This window comes from Staphylococcus kloosii, assembly GCF_032139365.1.
GTDB lineage: Bacteria > Bacillota > Bacilli > Staphylococcales > Staphylococcaceae > Staphylococcus > Staphylococcus kloosii_A.
This window is the reverse complement of the sequence record NZ_JAVTDB010000047.1, coordinates 38,614-55,715: the sequence shown is the minus strand read 5'-3', so window position 1 is coordinate 55,715 and position 17,102 is coordinate 38,614. Positions and strand designations below refer to the sequence as shown.

The window sequence follows — 17,102 nt, the reverse complement described above, 5'->3', positions numbered from 1 at the left end:
ACTTCTAGCCATGTAAAAATGGATTAAATTGTTCATCGTCAACGGTAGTATATGGGCCATGACCAGGGAATAAAGGTAAATCGCCTTCTAACTGAAATAATTTATCTTGTATTGAGTCAACTAATGTTTCATAGTCTCCTTTATACAAATCAGTACGGCCAATCCCTTGGTTGAATAAGGTATCACCTACTACAGCAAAGTCATTGAATACAAATGTTAAGCTACCAGGTGAATGTCCTGGCGTATGTAACACTTCAAATTCAAAACCTGCTATATTGATTTTACCCTCTTCTAATGATTGTGGCTTAGCGTCGCTTAAGACTTCTGATAAGCCAAATTGCTTAAATTTAGCTGAACCATTTTTTTCGGTATTAACTAAAAAATCAAATTCAATGGGGCTCATATAAACCGATATTTGATATTTCTCAATTATATCATCTAATGCGGCAATGTGGTCAAAGTGAGCATGCGTTAGTAATACTGCTTTGACGGGTTTATTAAGTTGATTTACTTTTTTAACAATTTGTCCACTTTCGCCTGCTGGATCGACAATTATTATACCGTCTTCATTCTCAATAAAATAACAATTAGTTTCAACTGGACCTAAAGTTAAACTAGATATTCTCATTATTATCACCATTAGAATTTATATGTTTTTCCACGGACGCTAATTTATCATTCATCTTTCTTGATTTATCACGTCTGTCATCAATTCTAATATTTGTACACACTCTATCTAATCCTTTATCAAAAGGTAGTTCGTGAATAACTTGTACGACTTCTAATAAGTCAGCTAAGTCGCCTTCTATTAAAGTATTCATCGGTGTAAGTTGGTAGTCTATTTTACCAGCCTGTTTATATTCTTTTAATTTAGTTTGAATTTCCGCAATATATTTACTTACGCTTGGTCCCTCAGTACCTACTGGAATTACAACAACATCAACAATTGCCATTATTTAATACCTTCCTTCTCTAAGACGTACGTATAAATTAATCCTGCAGCACCTGTAATACCGGCATCATTTCCTAATTCTGCTTGTACAATTTCAGTGCCTTGTTGTGCGGGTGAAAATGTTAAATTATAGTATTCAGTTTTTATATTTTCTATTAAAATTAATCCTGCTGTCGACATGCCTCCGCCTAAAACAATGTATTTAGGGTTGCTTGTCACACTAATAATACTGCATAAGTAAGCGATATAATTAGCGACTCTTTCTGTGATGAAAATACAGAACTGATCGCCTGCTTTAGCATCATTAAAAACAGCTTTTGCTGTGACTTTATTAGATTTAATTAATTCTAATATAGATGATTTGAAAGTTAATTTAGGATAGTAGAAATTAACTAAATTAACGACGCCCGTGGCCGAAGCGACTGTTTCGACACAACCAGACTTGCCACAATTACATTTAAAGCGTTGATCATGGTCGATTCTGAAATGGCCTATCTCAGCTCCAGAGCCATTGTGTCCATGTACAATCTCACCGTTTGAAATTATACCGCCGCCTAATCCAGTTCCCAAAGTAATAGCTACAACATCATCTGCACCTTTACCGGCACCTTTATGTTTTTCTCCTAATGCAGCAACATTTGCATCATTATCTACGTAAACAGGGCAAGAAACAAATTGTTGGAATATTTCTCTAACATTCACATTACCTTTCCAATATAGATTGACAGCACCATTTACTATTCCAGATTCAAATTCTACGGGACCTGGTACGCCAATACCTATACCAATAACATCGTCGAAATTATAGCCGAATTCTGTTACTTTTTCTTCAAATGAATCATAAACGCCTTTTAATAAGGTATATCCTGTTGAATCAGTAGTATCAGTTTCAATTGACCATTTTTCTAATCTTTCTAAATTTTCATCAAATAAACCTAATTTACAAGTTGTACCGCCTACGTCTGCAGCTAATATGATTTTCTTCATTTATCTATTCATCCTTCTCTGCTTTATAATTAATTTACATTTAATATAATCATCTTTTGATATTAATTCATAGTGGAATAATTGAGAAATTTCTTGTTCAATCATTTCATACATATCATCTTTGTCTTTAAAATAAATAATAAAACCGAATTGTTTTAACAATTGCAAAACATCATAAAAGTTATTAAGATTTTGTCTCATTTAATCTTTCAACTCTTTTGTTAAATTTAAATAATCATGGTTATGGGGATCGGCTTTTAGTGCTTTTTTAGCATATTTACGTGCTTTGCTTTTATCATCCAGTGCACGATTTGCTATAGCAAGCTCATAATTTAAAATACCTGAATTAGGATAATATCTTAAACCTCGCTCCCAGTCAGCCATACCTTCCGCTCTAGAATTTAACGTCGTTGTAATTAAGCCGTTTAAGTAATATGTTTCGTCATCTGCATAATTCTTTTTGATGGTATGTTTGACCATACTTTGAGCTTCTTTGTAATTACCTTGAGTCATTTCGTTAGAAATAATTGTATTGTATATATTATCTTCTTTAATAGTGAAAATACGAATTTGGGCAGCTACGAAAAGAATTAACAAAATAACTACTACAATCCAAAATTTATTTTTATCATTAACGGAATAATGACCTAATAAACAAATTAAGAAACCACCGATTAAGCCGCCGATATGGGCATAAACGTTAATATTACTCATAAATAATGAAATTACGATTAATATAACTAATACAATGAGTAATTGACCAATTAATTTTTTATTAAAGTTCTTGTTAATAAACATAAACGCAAACAACGCGCCTATCAATCCAAATATTGCGCCACTGGCACCGGCTGACACCGTCGTAATATTAAATGATAATGATGCAAAGTTAGCAAATATCCCTGCAAACAAATATATTACAAGCATACGCCAATGACCCACTATAGATTCTACTATTTTACCAAAAATAAATAGGCTTAGCATATTCATTAAAATATGTTCAAAGTTGTAATGTAAAAATATAGAAGTAACTAAACGATACCATTCACCATGAATAACATTAAAATGAACCAATCCACCTGCGTCTAATAAACTTAATTGTGTAAAATGATTAAAAAACAATATCATCGATAACCAAATAATGACATTAATGATAATTAAGGCATATGTAATTGGCGCAAATTTTAACATATGCTTTTCAATAGGGTTTGTATTTAAAACACGTTTCTTAAAATATGATAATGTGTGCTTTTTATTTTCTTGTTTATATAGAGTTCTAACAAATAAGTTTGGCATAATCCGTTCAAGGGATTGCTCGTTTCTCATTATTTTGATGGTGTAAGTCGTTTTACCTGACTCATTTAAATGTTCATCTGTAAAGTTGTGTTCAGTAATAAAATAAAGCATCACTTTTTTTGGCTCAAAAGTTAAAAATTCAGAGACCTCTTGTTGGTGTTCTTTTATTTTATCTTTAGTAAACCGAATTTCTTGAGCAGATTTAATGTTGTAATTAAAAATAACAAGCTCGTGTTTCTTTTTATGTGCCAGCCACACTTCTTGATTATTTTCATCGTGATGAGCTAACTCAAAATCAAAGTATTTTATCCAAAAATAACTGCATTTCCAAAAATGCTTTTCTGTAACCATTTGTGCCTCCATTATTAAGTTGTAGCGATAATTAATGTATCTACTGGTTGATCATGGTCTTCAGTTTCGAATGCTTCAATTTGAAAATCATAAATCAAGCTTATTGTATCTTGTTTATGTTTTGCTAAAAACTTGTCGAAATATCCGCCACCATAGCCTATACGATATCCATGATGATTAAATACCACACCAGGGACGATTAATAAATCTAGGTTCTCTGTAGTTTCATTATCGGCAACCACATGATTAATTCCTTTGCTATCTAATTCAATGTCAACAAAATCGGTGATTTCTTTAAAAATCATAGAACGAAGTTTGTAATTTGTTTCCGGAACAAAAACCTGTTTGTTATCTTCGAACATATGTTTAATTATATTGTATGTATCCACTTCGTGTGGCATCGATAATACTATACCAACAGTCTGTGCTTTGTAATAAACCTCTGTATTAAATAATTGATAGGCTAAGGAACTATCTGCGGCTTGTTTACTCGTGCTAGAAAATGACTTCATTTTATTTAGCATCTGTTTTCTCATTGCAACTTTAGTCAAATGCTCACCCTTTTCGTAACAATACTGACAATATTATAACGTTTCTCAATTATAATGTCATTCAACTGATACTTATTCTAGCTAAAATAAAAAACTAGGTTCAAAAGAACCTAGTTTTTAGACGAACTATTTTGTTTCACGGTGCATAGTGTGTTTGTTATCACGAGCACAGTGTTTTTTCATTTCGATTCGTTCAGGATTAGTACGTTTATTTTTAGTTGTAATGTAGTTTCTTTCTCCACATTCTGTGCAAGCTAATGTTACGTTTACGCGCATGCTAATTCCTCCTTACCTTTTCAAAATACGACCTATTAATCATACCACTTACTTGAAAAATTGAAAAGTATTTATTTTTATTAAAATGCTTTATATCGCTCTTTTATATCTTGATTGCTCATATTTTAATATTATTTCTCTTTATTTTTAAAATAGTTATTAATAACATCTCTACCTACATCACCGCCATTTAACCAAGGTTCTGGTACTGGCTGGTTAGTGTAAACAATTGAAAATGCTAATTTAGGATTGTTTATAGGTGCATATCCAATATAAGTTGAGTTAACTCTAGGTTTACCATCTTGGAACACTTCAGCTGTACCTGTTTTACCAGCTGATGGCACGTCTGTGTTATGGAAACTTTCATAACCTGTTCCTGGTACTTCATTGAAGGCCATTTTGAAACCTTGCTGAACTTCATTGATTTGTGCGTTTGTGTTATTTACTTTATTCAAGACGTTACCTTTAACTTTTTGTTTAACGGGACCAAGTGTATCCTGATTTGTTGCATTTCTAATTTCTAGTCCGATATGAGGTTGTATTCTATAACCATTATTGGCAATTGTAGATACGTATTGTGACAATTGCATTGGTGTGTAAGTATCATACTGACCGATTGCCAAGTCTAAATAATTACCCGGATTATTATTTAATGGTTCAATTTGACCACTTGTTTCATTTGGTAAATCGATGCCTGTTTTAACGCCAAGACCTACTTGGTTAAGTCCTTTACGTAATTTTTGACCGGCCACAGTTATATCTGATGGTAAATTCATATTAGGCATGTACGGATGACCTGCAATTTTTAGAGCGGTTTTAAACATATAAACGTTTGATGAATGCATCAACGCTTGTTTGTCATTAATTGTAACTCTACCCTTTTGGTTGAAATATGAATGTTTCTGTAGACCACCGGCAAATTTCAATGGCTCGTCGACCATTTTTTCGCCTACTTTTATCGCATTATTTTGGTAACCTGCTAATAAAGTTCCACCTTTTACGGATGAACCTACAGCATATTGGGAAGTAAAAGTACCAATATCATAATCAGTCATACTACCATCTTTATGGATTTGTTTACCAACCATAGCTAAAATATCACCATTATTAGGATTTTGGACAACCATCAATGCGTTATCCATATTTTTAGCGCCTTCGCTTCGTAACTTGCTAATTTGTTCTTTGAGATATTTTTCTGTTTTACGTTGTAAATCAATGTCAATACTGAGAACTAAGTCATCACCACGAGAACCAGGGTTTACAACTTTAGAATTAATAATATCTCCAGATTTATCTGTCGTATATTTCATTTCTTTTTTCTTACCTTTTAAAATATCTTCGTATTGATATTCTAAATATGATTTTCCAACACGATCATTGCGTGAGTATCCCTTTGCTAAATATTTATCTGTTAATTCTTTAGGAATACCTTCTTTAGAAGTTGAAACATCACCTAAAACGCCTCTTAAAGTGTCACCATAAGGATATTTTCTATCCCAATCCATACTTGTATTCACGCCTGGTAGTTGCGTTAATTTTTGTGAAACAGCAGCATACTCTTTCTTCGTAACATCGTCATTTTTAATGATTTGCGGATTTAGAGTAGAACCGGACATCATTTCACGATAAATTGCAAGGACTTGTAAATCTTTATCCGTTAAACTATTTAATTGTTTGGCTGTTATCTTCTTATGTAAAGTATCATCATATTGTTCTTGAGTAATACTGCCATCATCTAATAGACTTTGCTCATGTTTCATCATAGCTTTAGATTTATTTGGATGTTGTTGTATCCAATAATCTTGTTTATCTCTATCAGTAATTTGATCCGTCTTCATATGAATCAATTTAGATAACTTTCGTGCCGTGGATAATACTTCATATTGTGATGTTTTTTTACCACGTGTATATGTAATAGACATTTTTGACGCGTTGTCTACGATAACTTTACCATTTCTATCAAGAATTCTACCCCGTGGTACTGACTCATTTACAGTTATGTTTTCGCTATTTTTAATTTGCTGCTTATAATGAGAACCTTGGGCAATCTGTAGATAACCTAATCGGAGTACGACAATAGCAAAGATAAAAACAATTAGCCCAAAAACAAAGCTAACTCTTTTATTCATTGTATTTCTAATTTTTTCATCATTTGATTTTTCTTTTAAACGTTTTAACAAATCAACCTACCTCTATTCAATAGTTCTCTCTTCAAATGATATATTAAATCACCTTATTTTTCTATAATTTTAATAAAAAAAATGACAGCCTCGTTAAAGGCTGCCATAAACTAAATAGAATTATTTAGCTGCATTGTATAATTCGTCAACTTTTTCCCAGTTAACTACGTTCCAGAAAGCACTAATGTAATCTGGACGTTTATTTTGATATTTAAGATAATAAGCGTGTTCCCAAACATCTAAACCTAAGATAGGTGTTTTACCTTCAGTTAATGGATTGTCTTGGTTAGGTGTAGTAACGATTTCTAAGTTACCGTTATTTACTACTAACCATGCCCAACCTGAACCGAAACGGCCTGCAGCTTTATCAGCAAATTCTTCTTTAAATGCATCTAAAGAACCCCATTGTTCTTTAATTTTGTCTACTACAGTACCTTTTTCTTCAGAGTTAGGAGTTAATAATTCCCAGAATAATGAGTGGTTAATATGTCCCCCACCATTATTACGAACAGCTGTTTGAATGTTTTCAGGAACACTGTCTAAGTTTGCGATAATTTCTTCGATTGACTTAGATTCTAAATCAGTTCCTTCAACTGCTGCGTTTAATTTTGTTACATAAGTGTTATGGTGTTTATCGTGGTGAATTTCCATAGTTTCTTTATCGATGTGTGGTTCTAACGCATCAAACTCATAAGGTAAATTTGGTAATTCAAAAGCCATAAATAATCATCCTCCTAATTAATGTTAAGTAAAGCATAACAATTATTATATATGACAACAATTAAAATGCTTATCATTTTAATCAGACATGTAATTAATAAGTTGTCATCTTTGTTACTCTTCTAGTATATCTCAAATTCGCAATTTTTAAACATATATCCTTTATAAAATGTTCGTTTAATAGTAATTCAGACTAATGGACTATATTTAAAATAAAATGAAAGAGCATTTTCATACATTTAGTCCATAATTACATTGCTTCGTAATTAATATTCGCTTTATAGAATGTTCATATTAAGTGTTAATAAAATAACAAGTTAAATAAAAAGTGTCTGGTGATAATATTATATCCCAGACGCTTTTGCTATAGTGTAAGAACTTAGTGCCTATAGGCACTTTTCACAAATACCATAAACTTCTAATTTATGTGTATTAATTGCAACATTGGGCAAACTTTTTTGAATTGCATCCATAGGACAAAATTCAATCACTTTAGTATCACCGCAGCGTTCACAAATAAAATGATGATGGTGATGATCTGTACAGGCAATTCTAAATTTCATTTCACCGTCTAGTTCAGTACCTTCAATAATATTTAATTCTTTAAATAAATGTAAGTTTCTATATATTGTATCGAATGATATACCTGGATAATTTGTATCCATCTGTTGTTGTATATGTTTTGCATTAATATATTTATCTTCTTCTACAAAAATATTAAGCATGTCACGACGTTTATCTGTATATTTATGACCATCTTGTTTAAGAATTTGAATTGCTTCTTCAGTTTTCATCTTCTTCAACTCCTTTTTTTTGTCGAAGATTTAATTTTTGATATATCATCGTACAAGCTAACATTAGCACTAATAGTACAACGATAACACCACCTGGCGATATATTAATATAAAAGGCTAAAGTTAGTCCAACAATGACAGCTACTTCACCGATAATTATACTCAATGCTATAAGTTGTTTGAATCCTTTTGTAATTCTCATTGAAATGGCCACAGGAAGCGTAATTAACGCACTAACTAATAGTATACCTACTACGCGCATTGAAGCTGAAATAACCATAGCTACGATAGCGATAAATAAAAATTGTATCCATTTTGGAATCCCAATAACTTTACTGTATTCTTCATCAAAAGACAATATGAATAACTCTTTATAAAAGGCTAATACGAACATTAAAACAATTACTACAATTACAACAATAGTTAATAAATCACTTAATGAAACGGCACTAATAGAGCCGAATAATAATCCTACAATTTCTTGATTAAAACCATCAGCTAATGAGATAAATATAGCGCTTAACGCTATACCAGCACTCATAATAATAGGTATAGCTATTTCTTGATAATTACTATAAGAAGTTCTCAGCTTTTCAATTAATATGGCGCCTATAATCGCAAATAAAATACCGCACCACATAGGATTAATAAAAGTTAATGTAGGTAAAACAGTGATTAAAAACATGCCAAATGATATGCCTCCAAGCGTCACATGGCTTAATGCATCTGCGATCAATGATAATCTCCGTACTACAATAAATGCACCTATAAGTGGCGCAATAAAACCAACAAGTAAACCACTTAATAGAGAATATCTCATAAAGTCAAAATTCAGTAACGCGTCAATCATTTGTACAACACTCCCTATCATGTTGATGATCTACGAATTTAATTGGATGACCATAGATTTTAGAGATTTGTACTTCATCTAGGGATTTAAATTCTTCGGTAGAACCATGGAAATGTAAGTGTTTATTCAGACATGCCACTTCGGTTGCAGTATCTGCTACTACACCAATATCATGTGTTACTAATATGATTGTTACGCCTTCTTCTTTCAGTTGGTTTAAGGTATTGTAAAAATCATTAACATGTTTTGCATCTATACCATTTGTGGGTTCATCTAAAATTAAAACGGTTGGATCGCTGATTAAGGCTCTAGCAATTAGGATCCTTTGTTGCTGTCCACCAGATAATTCGGCAATGTTAGCGTTACTTAAATGTTCAATGTTTAAACGTTTCAAAACTGCATGTACTTTTTGTTCATCATTTCTATTGAACCAACGCATTAATTTTTTGCGTTTAGTTAGACCACTAAGCACGACTTCTTTTACACTAGCAGGGAATCCAGATTTAAAAGCAAGTGCCTTCTGTGATACATAACTAATTTTTAACATAGATTGTTTACCTTTATAATCTTTGCCATCGACAAAAATTTTGCCACTTTGCATTGGTAATAGCCCTAAAATCAATTTTAACAATGTCGATTTCCCAGCACCATTTGGGCCTACGACTGCTAAAAATTCACCTCGTTTAATTTTAATATTAATATTATCGAGCACTTTTTTGTTATCAAAAGCATAATTTAAATTTTTCAATTCGAATACTGGCGTAGTCATGTTTTCACCTCGACTTATACTATACAATGTGAAAACCATTATGTAAATAGTAATGTTTACGACTTAACAAAAAGATAGTCGCACATATTGTAATTAACTACTGCCCAATTACTTTGAGTACGACTACCTTTAGTTTGATTTCTATTATTGCTGTAATATTTTATCTTTTAAATCTGGATCGAACTTTTGGTTTTTAATCATTTCAATTTCATATTTGTATGGAGGCTTTTTGCTTTTTTTATCTTCACCCACATATGGTGTTTCTAATATTTTTGGAATATCTTTAAATGAGTCATGATGAATTACATAGTTTAACGCATCGAAACCAATGTGACCGAAGCCGATATTTTCATGGCGATCTTTATGTGCCCCAATTGGATTTTTACTATCGTTTACGTGTAAGACTTTAATTCTATCGATACCAATAATTTTATCAAATTCATTGATAACGCCATCAAAATCTTCTTTGACGTTATAACCCGCATCATTAGTATGACAAGTATCGAAACATACGGATAAGCGTTCATTATGGTGAACACCATCTATAATTTGAGCTAATTCTTCAAAGCTACGTCCGATTTCTGATCCTTTACCAGCCATTGTTTCTAATGCGATACGTACGTCGTTGTCTTGCGTTAATACTTCATTTAAACCTTCAATGATTTTTTTAATACCAACATCAGCACCAGCACCTACGTGTGAGCCTGGATGTAATACGATATCTTTAGCACCGATAGCTTCAGTACGTGTAATTTCATTTTGTAAAAATTCTACGCCGAGATTAAACACATGTGGCTTTTCAGTATTAGCAATATTAATAATGTACGGTGCATGCACGACTATATTGGATAGGCCATATTTTTCCATAGTTTCATGACCTTTGGTAATATTTAAATCTTCAATTGGTTTTCTACGCGTATTCTGAGGTGCACCAGTATAAATCATAAATGTTGATTCACCAAATTTATGCGCTTCTTCTGCAGAACCTTCTAGCATTTTTTTACCACTCATTGAAACATGAGAGCCTAATAACATGATCATCACCTATCCTTTTTTATTTTTGCGAGCTAGTCTATTTTGACGTTTACTATATTGTTTGCGCTCTTGACGTTTTAAGTTTTCAACTTCTTGTTTGAATTTCTTTTTGTATCCAGGTTTTACCTTCTTCTTATTATTACGCTTAACCTTATTTTTAATTTGATTCGTTAAGTGGTCATCTTGTTTCTTTCTCACTTTACGCTTGTTATGAGCCTTAATAGGTTTAAGTTCATCATCTTTAATATCAACATCATTAAATTTGTATCCACGTTCTTCAATTAGACCAACATTTTCTTCTTCATCCGGACTATATAACGTGATTGCTACACCGTGGTATTGTCCACGCCCTGTACGTCCGACTCTATGAGTAAAGAAATCAATATCATTAGGCACATCGAAGTTAATAACATGACTGACACCTGGGATGTCAATACCTCTTGAAGCTAAGTCACTGGCAATCACATATTGAAATTCAAGATTTCTAATACGTTTCATTTGTTGCTTTCTTTCACGTGGCGTTAAACCACCATGAATCATACCCACTTTGACGCCTGCTTCAGTTATTTGTTTTGCTAACTCATTTGCACTGTCACGGCTATTACAAAAGATAATGCCTAAATATGGATTAATAACGTTCATTAATTTTAAAATCTTGTCGACTTTATCTTCACTCTTAGTCGGTATTAAATAAAATTCGATATTGTCTTTATTTTGAGATGGTTTTTCTATCTCAATAAACTCTGGATTTTCTAAGTATTTATTTAAAAATGGATGTAATGATTTTGGTATTGTTGCACTAAAAACAGCAATACTAGCATGGTCTTCTAAGCGTGCTGCAATTAAATCTACATCTTCAATAAGACCTAAATCAATCATTAAATCAGCTTCATCAATGACTAAATAAGATGCGAGATGTACATGTAATTCACCGTTTTTTGCTAAATCATTAATTCTCGTCGGTGTACCGATTACTAAGTGTGGTTGGTTTTTCGCACGTTGACGATCTTTTTCAATATCTGTTCCGCCAATAAATAATTTTACAGATATATCTTGTTTAAATTTAGCAAGATGACTTGCTGCATCGAATAATTGTTGTGCTAATTCACGTGTAGGTGCCACGATTATTGCTTGTGGTTCGTTAATTGAACCGTCAATTCGTTGCATTAATGGTAATAAGAAAGCATGCGACTTACCTGTACCTGTTTGAGATTGTCCGATTATACTTGTACCTTTAATAATTTTAGGTATAACTCGACTTTGAATCTCTGTTGGTTTGTTAAAGTTTAAATCTTTTACTGCTGTTATAAGTTCTGATTCTAAATTAAAATTTTCAAATGGATGGTTAGCCACGTTTTGGCCCTCCTTAAAGTTCATCTTATTCATTATAAAGCAACTGCTATTAAATTTGAATAAGTTTATTAGTAGTTCGTTTATTAAAGGTATTCAAATGGATTTGTATTGATCGTTGATGCTTTAATAGTAAATTTAATATCATCATTGCTAAGCCAAGTATGTAATAAAAATAATAATCCCTCTTTCATAACATATTCGCTGTAATGATCAATGTCTAAAATGTTGGCGCCATTAATTTTTGCATCTAGTGCATCATGATGTTTTACGTCTCCTGTAATAAAAATATCTGCACCGCAAGCTTGCGCCTGATATTCAAAACCAATACCTGAACCACCGATGATGGCTACACGTTTTACAATGGTATTTATATTTCCAGAAAAACGAACGCTTGGAATAGATAAATTAGATTTTACTAATTGTCCAAATTGTTTTGCATTGACAGGCGTATTCAAATTACCAATAACACCCAAACCATGTGACGCAACTTTTGTCATCGTTATAAAATCATATACTGGTGTTTCATATGGATGATATTGTTCAATTAATCGTTGGGCTAAAGCTTTTTGATGAGGTTCAATCATAAATTCTACTTTTGCTTCTTGAACTGCTTCTATTTCATCAATGTTACCAATATGCGGATTAGCATTGCCGACAGGTTTAAAATTACCTATTCCAGTACTTTCAAAGAAACAATGTTCATAGTTCCCTTCAGAAGCTAAACCGTGCTCACTCAGTTTGTTTTTTAATGCTTCTTTATTTTCTTCGGGCACGAAAACGTGTACTTTGTAATATTCATAAGTTTCTTCGTTTAAAAATGAAAGATTCGTTAATCCAATTTTATCGGCAAGCATTTTATTTACACCGTATTTATAGGCGTCCAAATTAGTATGTAAAGCGATTAAGTTAATACTATTTTTAATTAATTTGTGTATAATTGCACCATAACCATCGTTTTCTACGATATTGTTCACACCTTTAAAAATAAGCGGGTGATGACAAATAATTGTATTGCGGTCTTCCGCTATCGCCTCATTTACTACTTCTTCGGTACAATCTAAAGCTGTTAATATACCCGTTACGTCATTTTCCTTATTGCCGATTAATAAGCCAACGTTATCCCATTCCTCGGCAGTGTTTAGTGGCACATGTTTATTAATAATAGTTAAAAGTGTATTAATTTTCATAATTAAGCACCTCGCTAATTAATTTAATTTCTGTGTCTACTTCTGCTAATCTATCACGGTGTGTCGATGCATCTAATTGCTGTGCTATTGCTTTTAGAGCTTGTAATTCATGCGTCCATTTTTTTACGAAGCAGTCATTTTTTTGTAGTAAAAGTAATGGTCCGAATTTACGTTCTTGCTCAGTAAGTATCATATCATTTTCTAATTTATCTGCGACGATTATTTCATATATATGTTGCTTTTCTTCCATTATTTCTTCATTCGTAATAGTATATCCTGATTGTTCCAGCCATAACCTAATTGGATATGATTGAATGTTACTTTGTAAAATCAGTCTCGGATGGTTAGCTAATTTGTTTTTCCCTTCAGTCAATATTTTCGTGATTAAAGGTCCGCCCATGCCACATATTGTAATAGAATCTACTTTATTATTATCATCTAATACAGACAAACCGTCGCCTAGCTTAACACTTATTGCGTCATCTAGTTGGTACTGTTGGACATTTTGAATCGACGCTTCGTACGGGCCTTTTATTACTTCCCCCGCAATTGCTGTGCTAACGATATTATTTGTTATGGCATAAATAGGTAAGTAAGCGTGATCTGATCCAATATCAGCCAGATAATCGCCTTTGATAAATTCACTCACTTTTTGTAATCGTTTATTAATAGTGATCATTATGTTACTCCTCTAATAAATGTAAAAAAGGCTCTTTTGCACGTAGTTGTACAAAAGAGCCCAATAATTAATCCATAAAGTCTTTAAGACGTTTACTTCTGCTTGGATGTCTCAATTTTCTTAATGCTTTAGCCTCGATTTGTCTGATACGTTCTCTAGTAACGCCAAAGACTTTTCCTACTTCTTCAAGTGTACGAGTTCTACCATCATCAAGACCAAAACGTAATCTTAAGACATTCTCTTCACGGTCTGTCAATGTATCAAGTACGTCTTCTAATTGCTCTTTTAATAGTTCATAAGCAGCATGGTCAGATGGACTTTGTGCTTCTTGGTCTTCTATGAAATCGCCTAAATGACTATCGTCTTCTTCACCAATTGGTGTTTCTAATGAAACAGGTTCTTGTGCAATTTTTAAGATTTCGCGTACTTTTTCAGGTGGTAAATCCATTTCTTCACCAATTTCTTCTGGAGCCGGATCTCTACCTAAATCTTGTAGTAATTGTCTTTGTACACGTATAAGTTTATTAATCGTTTCAACCATATGAACAGGTATACGTATAGTTCTAGCTTGGTCAGCGATAGCACGAGTAATTGCTTGTCGGATCCACCATGTAGCATACGTTGAAAACTTGAACCCTTTACTAAAGTCGAATTTTTCTACTGCTTTGATAAGTCCCATGTTACCTTCTTGTATTAAATCCAAGAATAACATACCACGGCCTACATATCGTTTAGCGATACTAACAACAAGACGTAAGTTAGCTTCTGCTAATCTTGATTTAGCAATTTCATCGCCTTCTTCAATTTTTTTAGCCAACTCAATTTCTTCTTGTGCACTTAATAAATTAACGCGGCCAATTTCTTTTAAGTACATACGCACTGGGTCGTTAATTTTAACACCTGGAGGCGCACTTAAATCATTTGGATTAATTTTATCATCAGTATCTGAACTATCTTTTTCATTTACTAAACTAATATCGTTATCATTTAGTTGATCAAAGAAGTCATCCATGTGGTCTGGATCCATTTCAAAGTTTTGCAGTTTTTCTGCGATTTCTTCATGACTAAGATGACCTTCTTTTTTACCTTTTTCGATCAATTGTTTTTTAACATCTTCTAAAGTTAGAGATGGGTCGATGGTTTGTTTTTTTACTTTAACTTTATTGTCAGACATGAAAAGGCCTCCCGAATATAATATCAACTAGCAGTAATAATTATTACGAATGCTTATTACTACTACTCATTTCCAAATAAGACACATATTAAACATTGCTAATCCCGTAATAGTCAAATATGCAGTGAAGTTTAACTATTGCATTTAATTCATTCTATTTTTATTGAAGTTTACTATTCGTTCTAAATATTGTTTTTGTAATGCTTGATCCCCTAATCTAATAGCCTCTGCTAACTTGTTGTTAAGTGACTCTATCGTTTCAGAGATTCTGTATTTTGTTATAGTATTAATATAGTCATCAATTTCGTTTTCATACGGTTCTTCATTTATCATAAAGTTATCTAATGATATAAATGCTTCTTTAATTTCCGAAATTTCGATGTACTGTAATACGTCACTTATACTAAACGAATCATTCTCTGCGTAAAACTCGCGTAAAGTAATAAATATACGCTTAAAATAGTCATTTGTAAAGTCTTCAGGCTCAATTAACTGATGATAATTTAAAAAAGTATCTTTATCATTCATAAAATGTTTGAGTAAAGCACGCTCAGCAATTTGTTCTTTAGACAAATTAGCAAATTGCGGTACTGATGGTGCTTGATAAGACGGGGCTTGATGATAAGATTGTTGACTATCTATTTCATTATTTAGACTATCTAAATTGACTTTAAACACTTCAGATACATCTTGGATAACTTTTTTTCTTAAAATAGTAGAAGACATATAAGAGATGTCGTTCGTAATTTCTTTTAAATATTTTTCGTAAGCCAAGTCATTATTTTCTATTTCTTTTTGATGCATATTTACTTTGTAAAGAATAAAAGCTTTTTTTTCATGTTCAACATAATGATTGAATGCAGCTTCTCCATGTTTGCCAATATATTCATCAGGGTCCATATCTTTAGGTAATTGAATAACAAAAACATTGAAGCCTTGTTTAAGTAAATTGTTACCCGTTTTTAATGTGGCCTCACTCCCGGCAAAGTCACCATCAAACATTAAAGTTATATTGTTTGTAAGCTTTTTTAAAAAAGTTATATGATCTTGAGAAATTTGAGTCCCCATACTAGCAATCACTTGTTTAAGACCAGCATGATCAGCCTTAATTACATCCATAAAACCTTCTAATAAAATAGCTTCATCGTTTTTACGAATTGCTTTACGTGCCAAATCTACGTTATATAACAACCTTCTCTTTTGGAAGATAGGTGTTTCCGGAGAATTTAAATACTTAGGTTCTTGGTTTGTATAAGTTCGTCCTGAGTAACCTACAGTTCTACCTTGAGCATTGTTTAGCGGAAACATGATGCGGTCTCTAAACCGATCATAATAACTAAAATTTTCTTCATTTCTAGAAAGTAAGCCCGCTTCATAAGCAAGTTGAATATCATATCCTTTTTTCTCTAAAAAATCATGACAAAAGTGAGCTTTATTAGGTGCATAGCCTATTTTACGTGCATCGATAAGTTCATCTGTAAATCCTCTATCTTTTAAATAGGCTAATGCCGCTTCACCCTCAACTGATTTTTTAAGGGCGTAATGATAATATTGTTGCATTAATTCATGCATTTCTATCATTTTTAAATCATCTGACGCTAATTGATGTCCGTTGTGTTGATATTGATGATCCTGTTGTGTATCAACGGTAATGTTAACACGTGCACCTAATTCTCGTACGGCTTCTGTAAAAGAAATATCTTTAATTTCTTGAGTGAATTGAAAAACGTTGCCACCTTTTTTACAACCAAAACAATGACAAATTTGTTTATCTTCAGAAACAGTAAATGAAGGCGTTTTTTCATCATGAAAAGGACACAAACCAATGTAATTGCGCCCTCTTTTTTCTAATTTCACATATTCACTGACTAAGTCTAAAATGTCAGTCTTATTTTTAATCTCATCAATAACAGATTGTTCGATTCGCAAAGTTTATCACCTTATTAAACAT

General features: G+C 32.3%; 18 protein-coding genes. All 18 read right to left on the bottom strand.

Annotated elements, in window-relative coordinates:
- Nucleotides 1–4: 4 nt before the first annotated feature.
- Nucleotides 5–628, bottom strand: a complete 624-nt coding sequence (locus RPL90_RS06085) for an MBL fold metallo-hydrolase (protein WP_313546802.1) — start codon at nt 626–628, stop codon at nt 5–7.
- On the bottom strand, nt 615–953 hold the full coding sequence (locus RPL90_RS06080) for an MTH1187 family thiamine-binding protein (RefSeq protein WP_313546799.1): 339 nt from the start codon (nt 951–953) through the stop codon (nt 615–617). Before RPL90_RS06080 ends, RPL90_RS06085 begins: the two co-directional genes overlap by 14 nt.
- Nucleotides 953–1,939 (bottom strand): ROK family glucokinase, encoded by a 987-nt coding sequence (locus tag RPL90_RS06075; protein ID WP_313546796.1) that lies wholly within the window; start codon nt 1,937–1,939, stop codon nt 953–955. The genes RPL90_RS06080 and RPL90_RS06075 overlap by 1 nt, the downstream gene beginning before the upstream one ends.
- Complete coding sequence (locus RPL90_RS06070) at nt 1,940–2,140, bottom strand: YqgQ family protein (protein ID WP_313546792.1); 201 nt, start codon at nt 2,138–2,140, stop codon at nt 1,940–1,942. It abuts the gene before it with no gap.
- On the bottom strand, nt 2,141–3,583 hold the full coding sequence (locus tag RPL90_RS06065; RefSeq protein ID WP_313546789.1) for a rhomboid family intramembrane serine protease: 1,443 nt from the start codon (nt 3,581–3,583) through the stop codon (nt 2,141–2,143). It lies immediately after the preceding gene.
- A 14-nt stretch (nt 3,584–3,597) separates the two neighbouring features.
- A complete protein-coding gene (locus RPL90_RS06060; RefSeq protein ID WP_313546786.1) occupies nt 3,598–4,134 on the bottom strand; it encodes a 5-formyltetrahydrofolate cyclo-ligase in 537 nt (178 codons plus the stop codon).
- A 126-nt stretch (nt 4,135–4,260) separates the two neighbouring features.
- Nucleotides 4,261–4,410 (bottom strand): 50S ribosomal protein L33, encoded by a 150-nt coding sequence (rpmG, locus tag RPL90_RS06055; protein WP_002483181.1) that lies wholly within the window; start codon nt 4,408–4,410, stop codon nt 4,261–4,263.
- Between the two features lie 131 nt (nt 4,411–4,541).
- Nucleotides 4,542–6,590 carry a peptidoglycan D,D-transpeptidase FtsI family protein gene (locus tag RPL90_RS06050; RefSeq protein WP_313546784.1) on the bottom strand — a complete coding sequence of 683 codons (2,049 nt, stop codon included), beginning with the start codon at nt 6,588–6,590 and terminating at the stop codon, nt 4,542–4,544.
- Nucleotides 6,591–6,710: 120 nt separating this feature from the next.
- A complete protein-coding gene (locus tag RPL90_RS06045; RefSeq protein ID WP_313546781.1) occupies nt 6,711–7,310 on the bottom strand; it encodes a superoxide dismutase in 600 nt (199 codons plus the stop codon).
- A gap of 386 nt (nt 7,311–7,696) precedes the next feature.
- Nucleotides 7,697–8,104: a Fur family transcriptional regulator gene (locus tag RPL90_RS06040; RefSeq protein ID WP_313546778.1), complete on the bottom strand. Its 408-nt coding sequence runs from the start codon at nt 8,102–8,104 to the stop codon at nt 7,697–7,699.
- The gene (locus tag RPL90_RS06035; protein ID WP_313546775.1) at nt 8,094–8,954 is read right to left on the bottom strand and encodes a metal ABC transporter permease; all 861 of its coding nucleotides are present in this window, start codon (nt 8,952–8,954) and stop codon (nt 8,094–8,096) included. The genes RPL90_RS06040 and RPL90_RS06035 overlap by 11 nt, the downstream gene beginning before the upstream one ends.
- A complete protein-coding gene (locus RPL90_RS06030; RefSeq protein ID WP_313546772.1) occupies nt 8,947–9,723 on the bottom strand; it encodes a metal ABC transporter ATP-binding protein in 777 nt (258 codons plus the stop codon). The genes RPL90_RS06035 and RPL90_RS06030 overlap by 8 nt, the downstream gene beginning before the upstream one ends.
- Nucleotides 9,724–9,867: 144 nt before the next feature.
- Nucleotides 9,868–10,758 (bottom strand): deoxyribonuclease IV, encoded by an 891-nt coding sequence (locus tag RPL90_RS06025; protein ID WP_313546903.1) that lies wholly within the window; start codon nt 10,756–10,758, stop codon nt 9,868–9,870.
- A 9-nt stretch (nt 10,759–10,767) separates the two neighbouring features.
- Nucleotides 10,768–12,111, bottom strand: a complete 1,344-nt coding sequence (locus tag RPL90_RS06020) for a DEAD/DEAH box helicase (protein WP_313546770.1) — start codon at nt 12,109–12,111, stop codon at nt 10,768–10,770.
- A gap of 83 nt (nt 12,112–12,194) precedes the next feature.
- The gene (locus RPL90_RS06015) at nt 12,195–13,298 is read right to left on the bottom strand and encodes a Nif3-like dinuclear metal center hexameric protein (protein WP_313546767.1); all 1,104 of its coding nucleotides are present in this window, start codon (nt 13,296–13,298) and stop codon (nt 12,195–12,197) included.
- Nucleotides 13,288–13,977, bottom strand: coding sequence for a tRNA (adenine(22)-N(1))-methyltransferase (locus RPL90_RS06010; RefSeq protein ID WP_313546764.1), 690 nt, complete (start codon nt 13,975–13,977; stop codon nt 13,288–13,290). Before RPL90_RS06010 ends, RPL90_RS06015 begins: the two co-directional genes overlap by 11 nt.
- Before the next feature lie 67 nt (nt 13,978–14,044).
- Nucleotides 14,045–15,151, bottom strand: coding sequence for an RNA polymerase sigma factor RpoD (gene rpoD, locus RPL90_RS06005; protein WP_048793577.1), 1,107 nt, complete (start codon nt 15,149–15,151; stop codon nt 14,045–14,047).
- A gap of 144 nt (nt 15,152–15,295) precedes the next feature.
- Nucleotides 15,296–17,080, bottom strand: coding sequence for a DNA primase (gene dnaG, locus RPL90_RS06000; protein WP_313546760.1), 1,785 nt, complete (start codon nt 17,078–17,080; stop codon nt 15,296–15,298).
- Between the last annotated feature and the right edge of the window lie 22 nt (nt 17,081–17,102).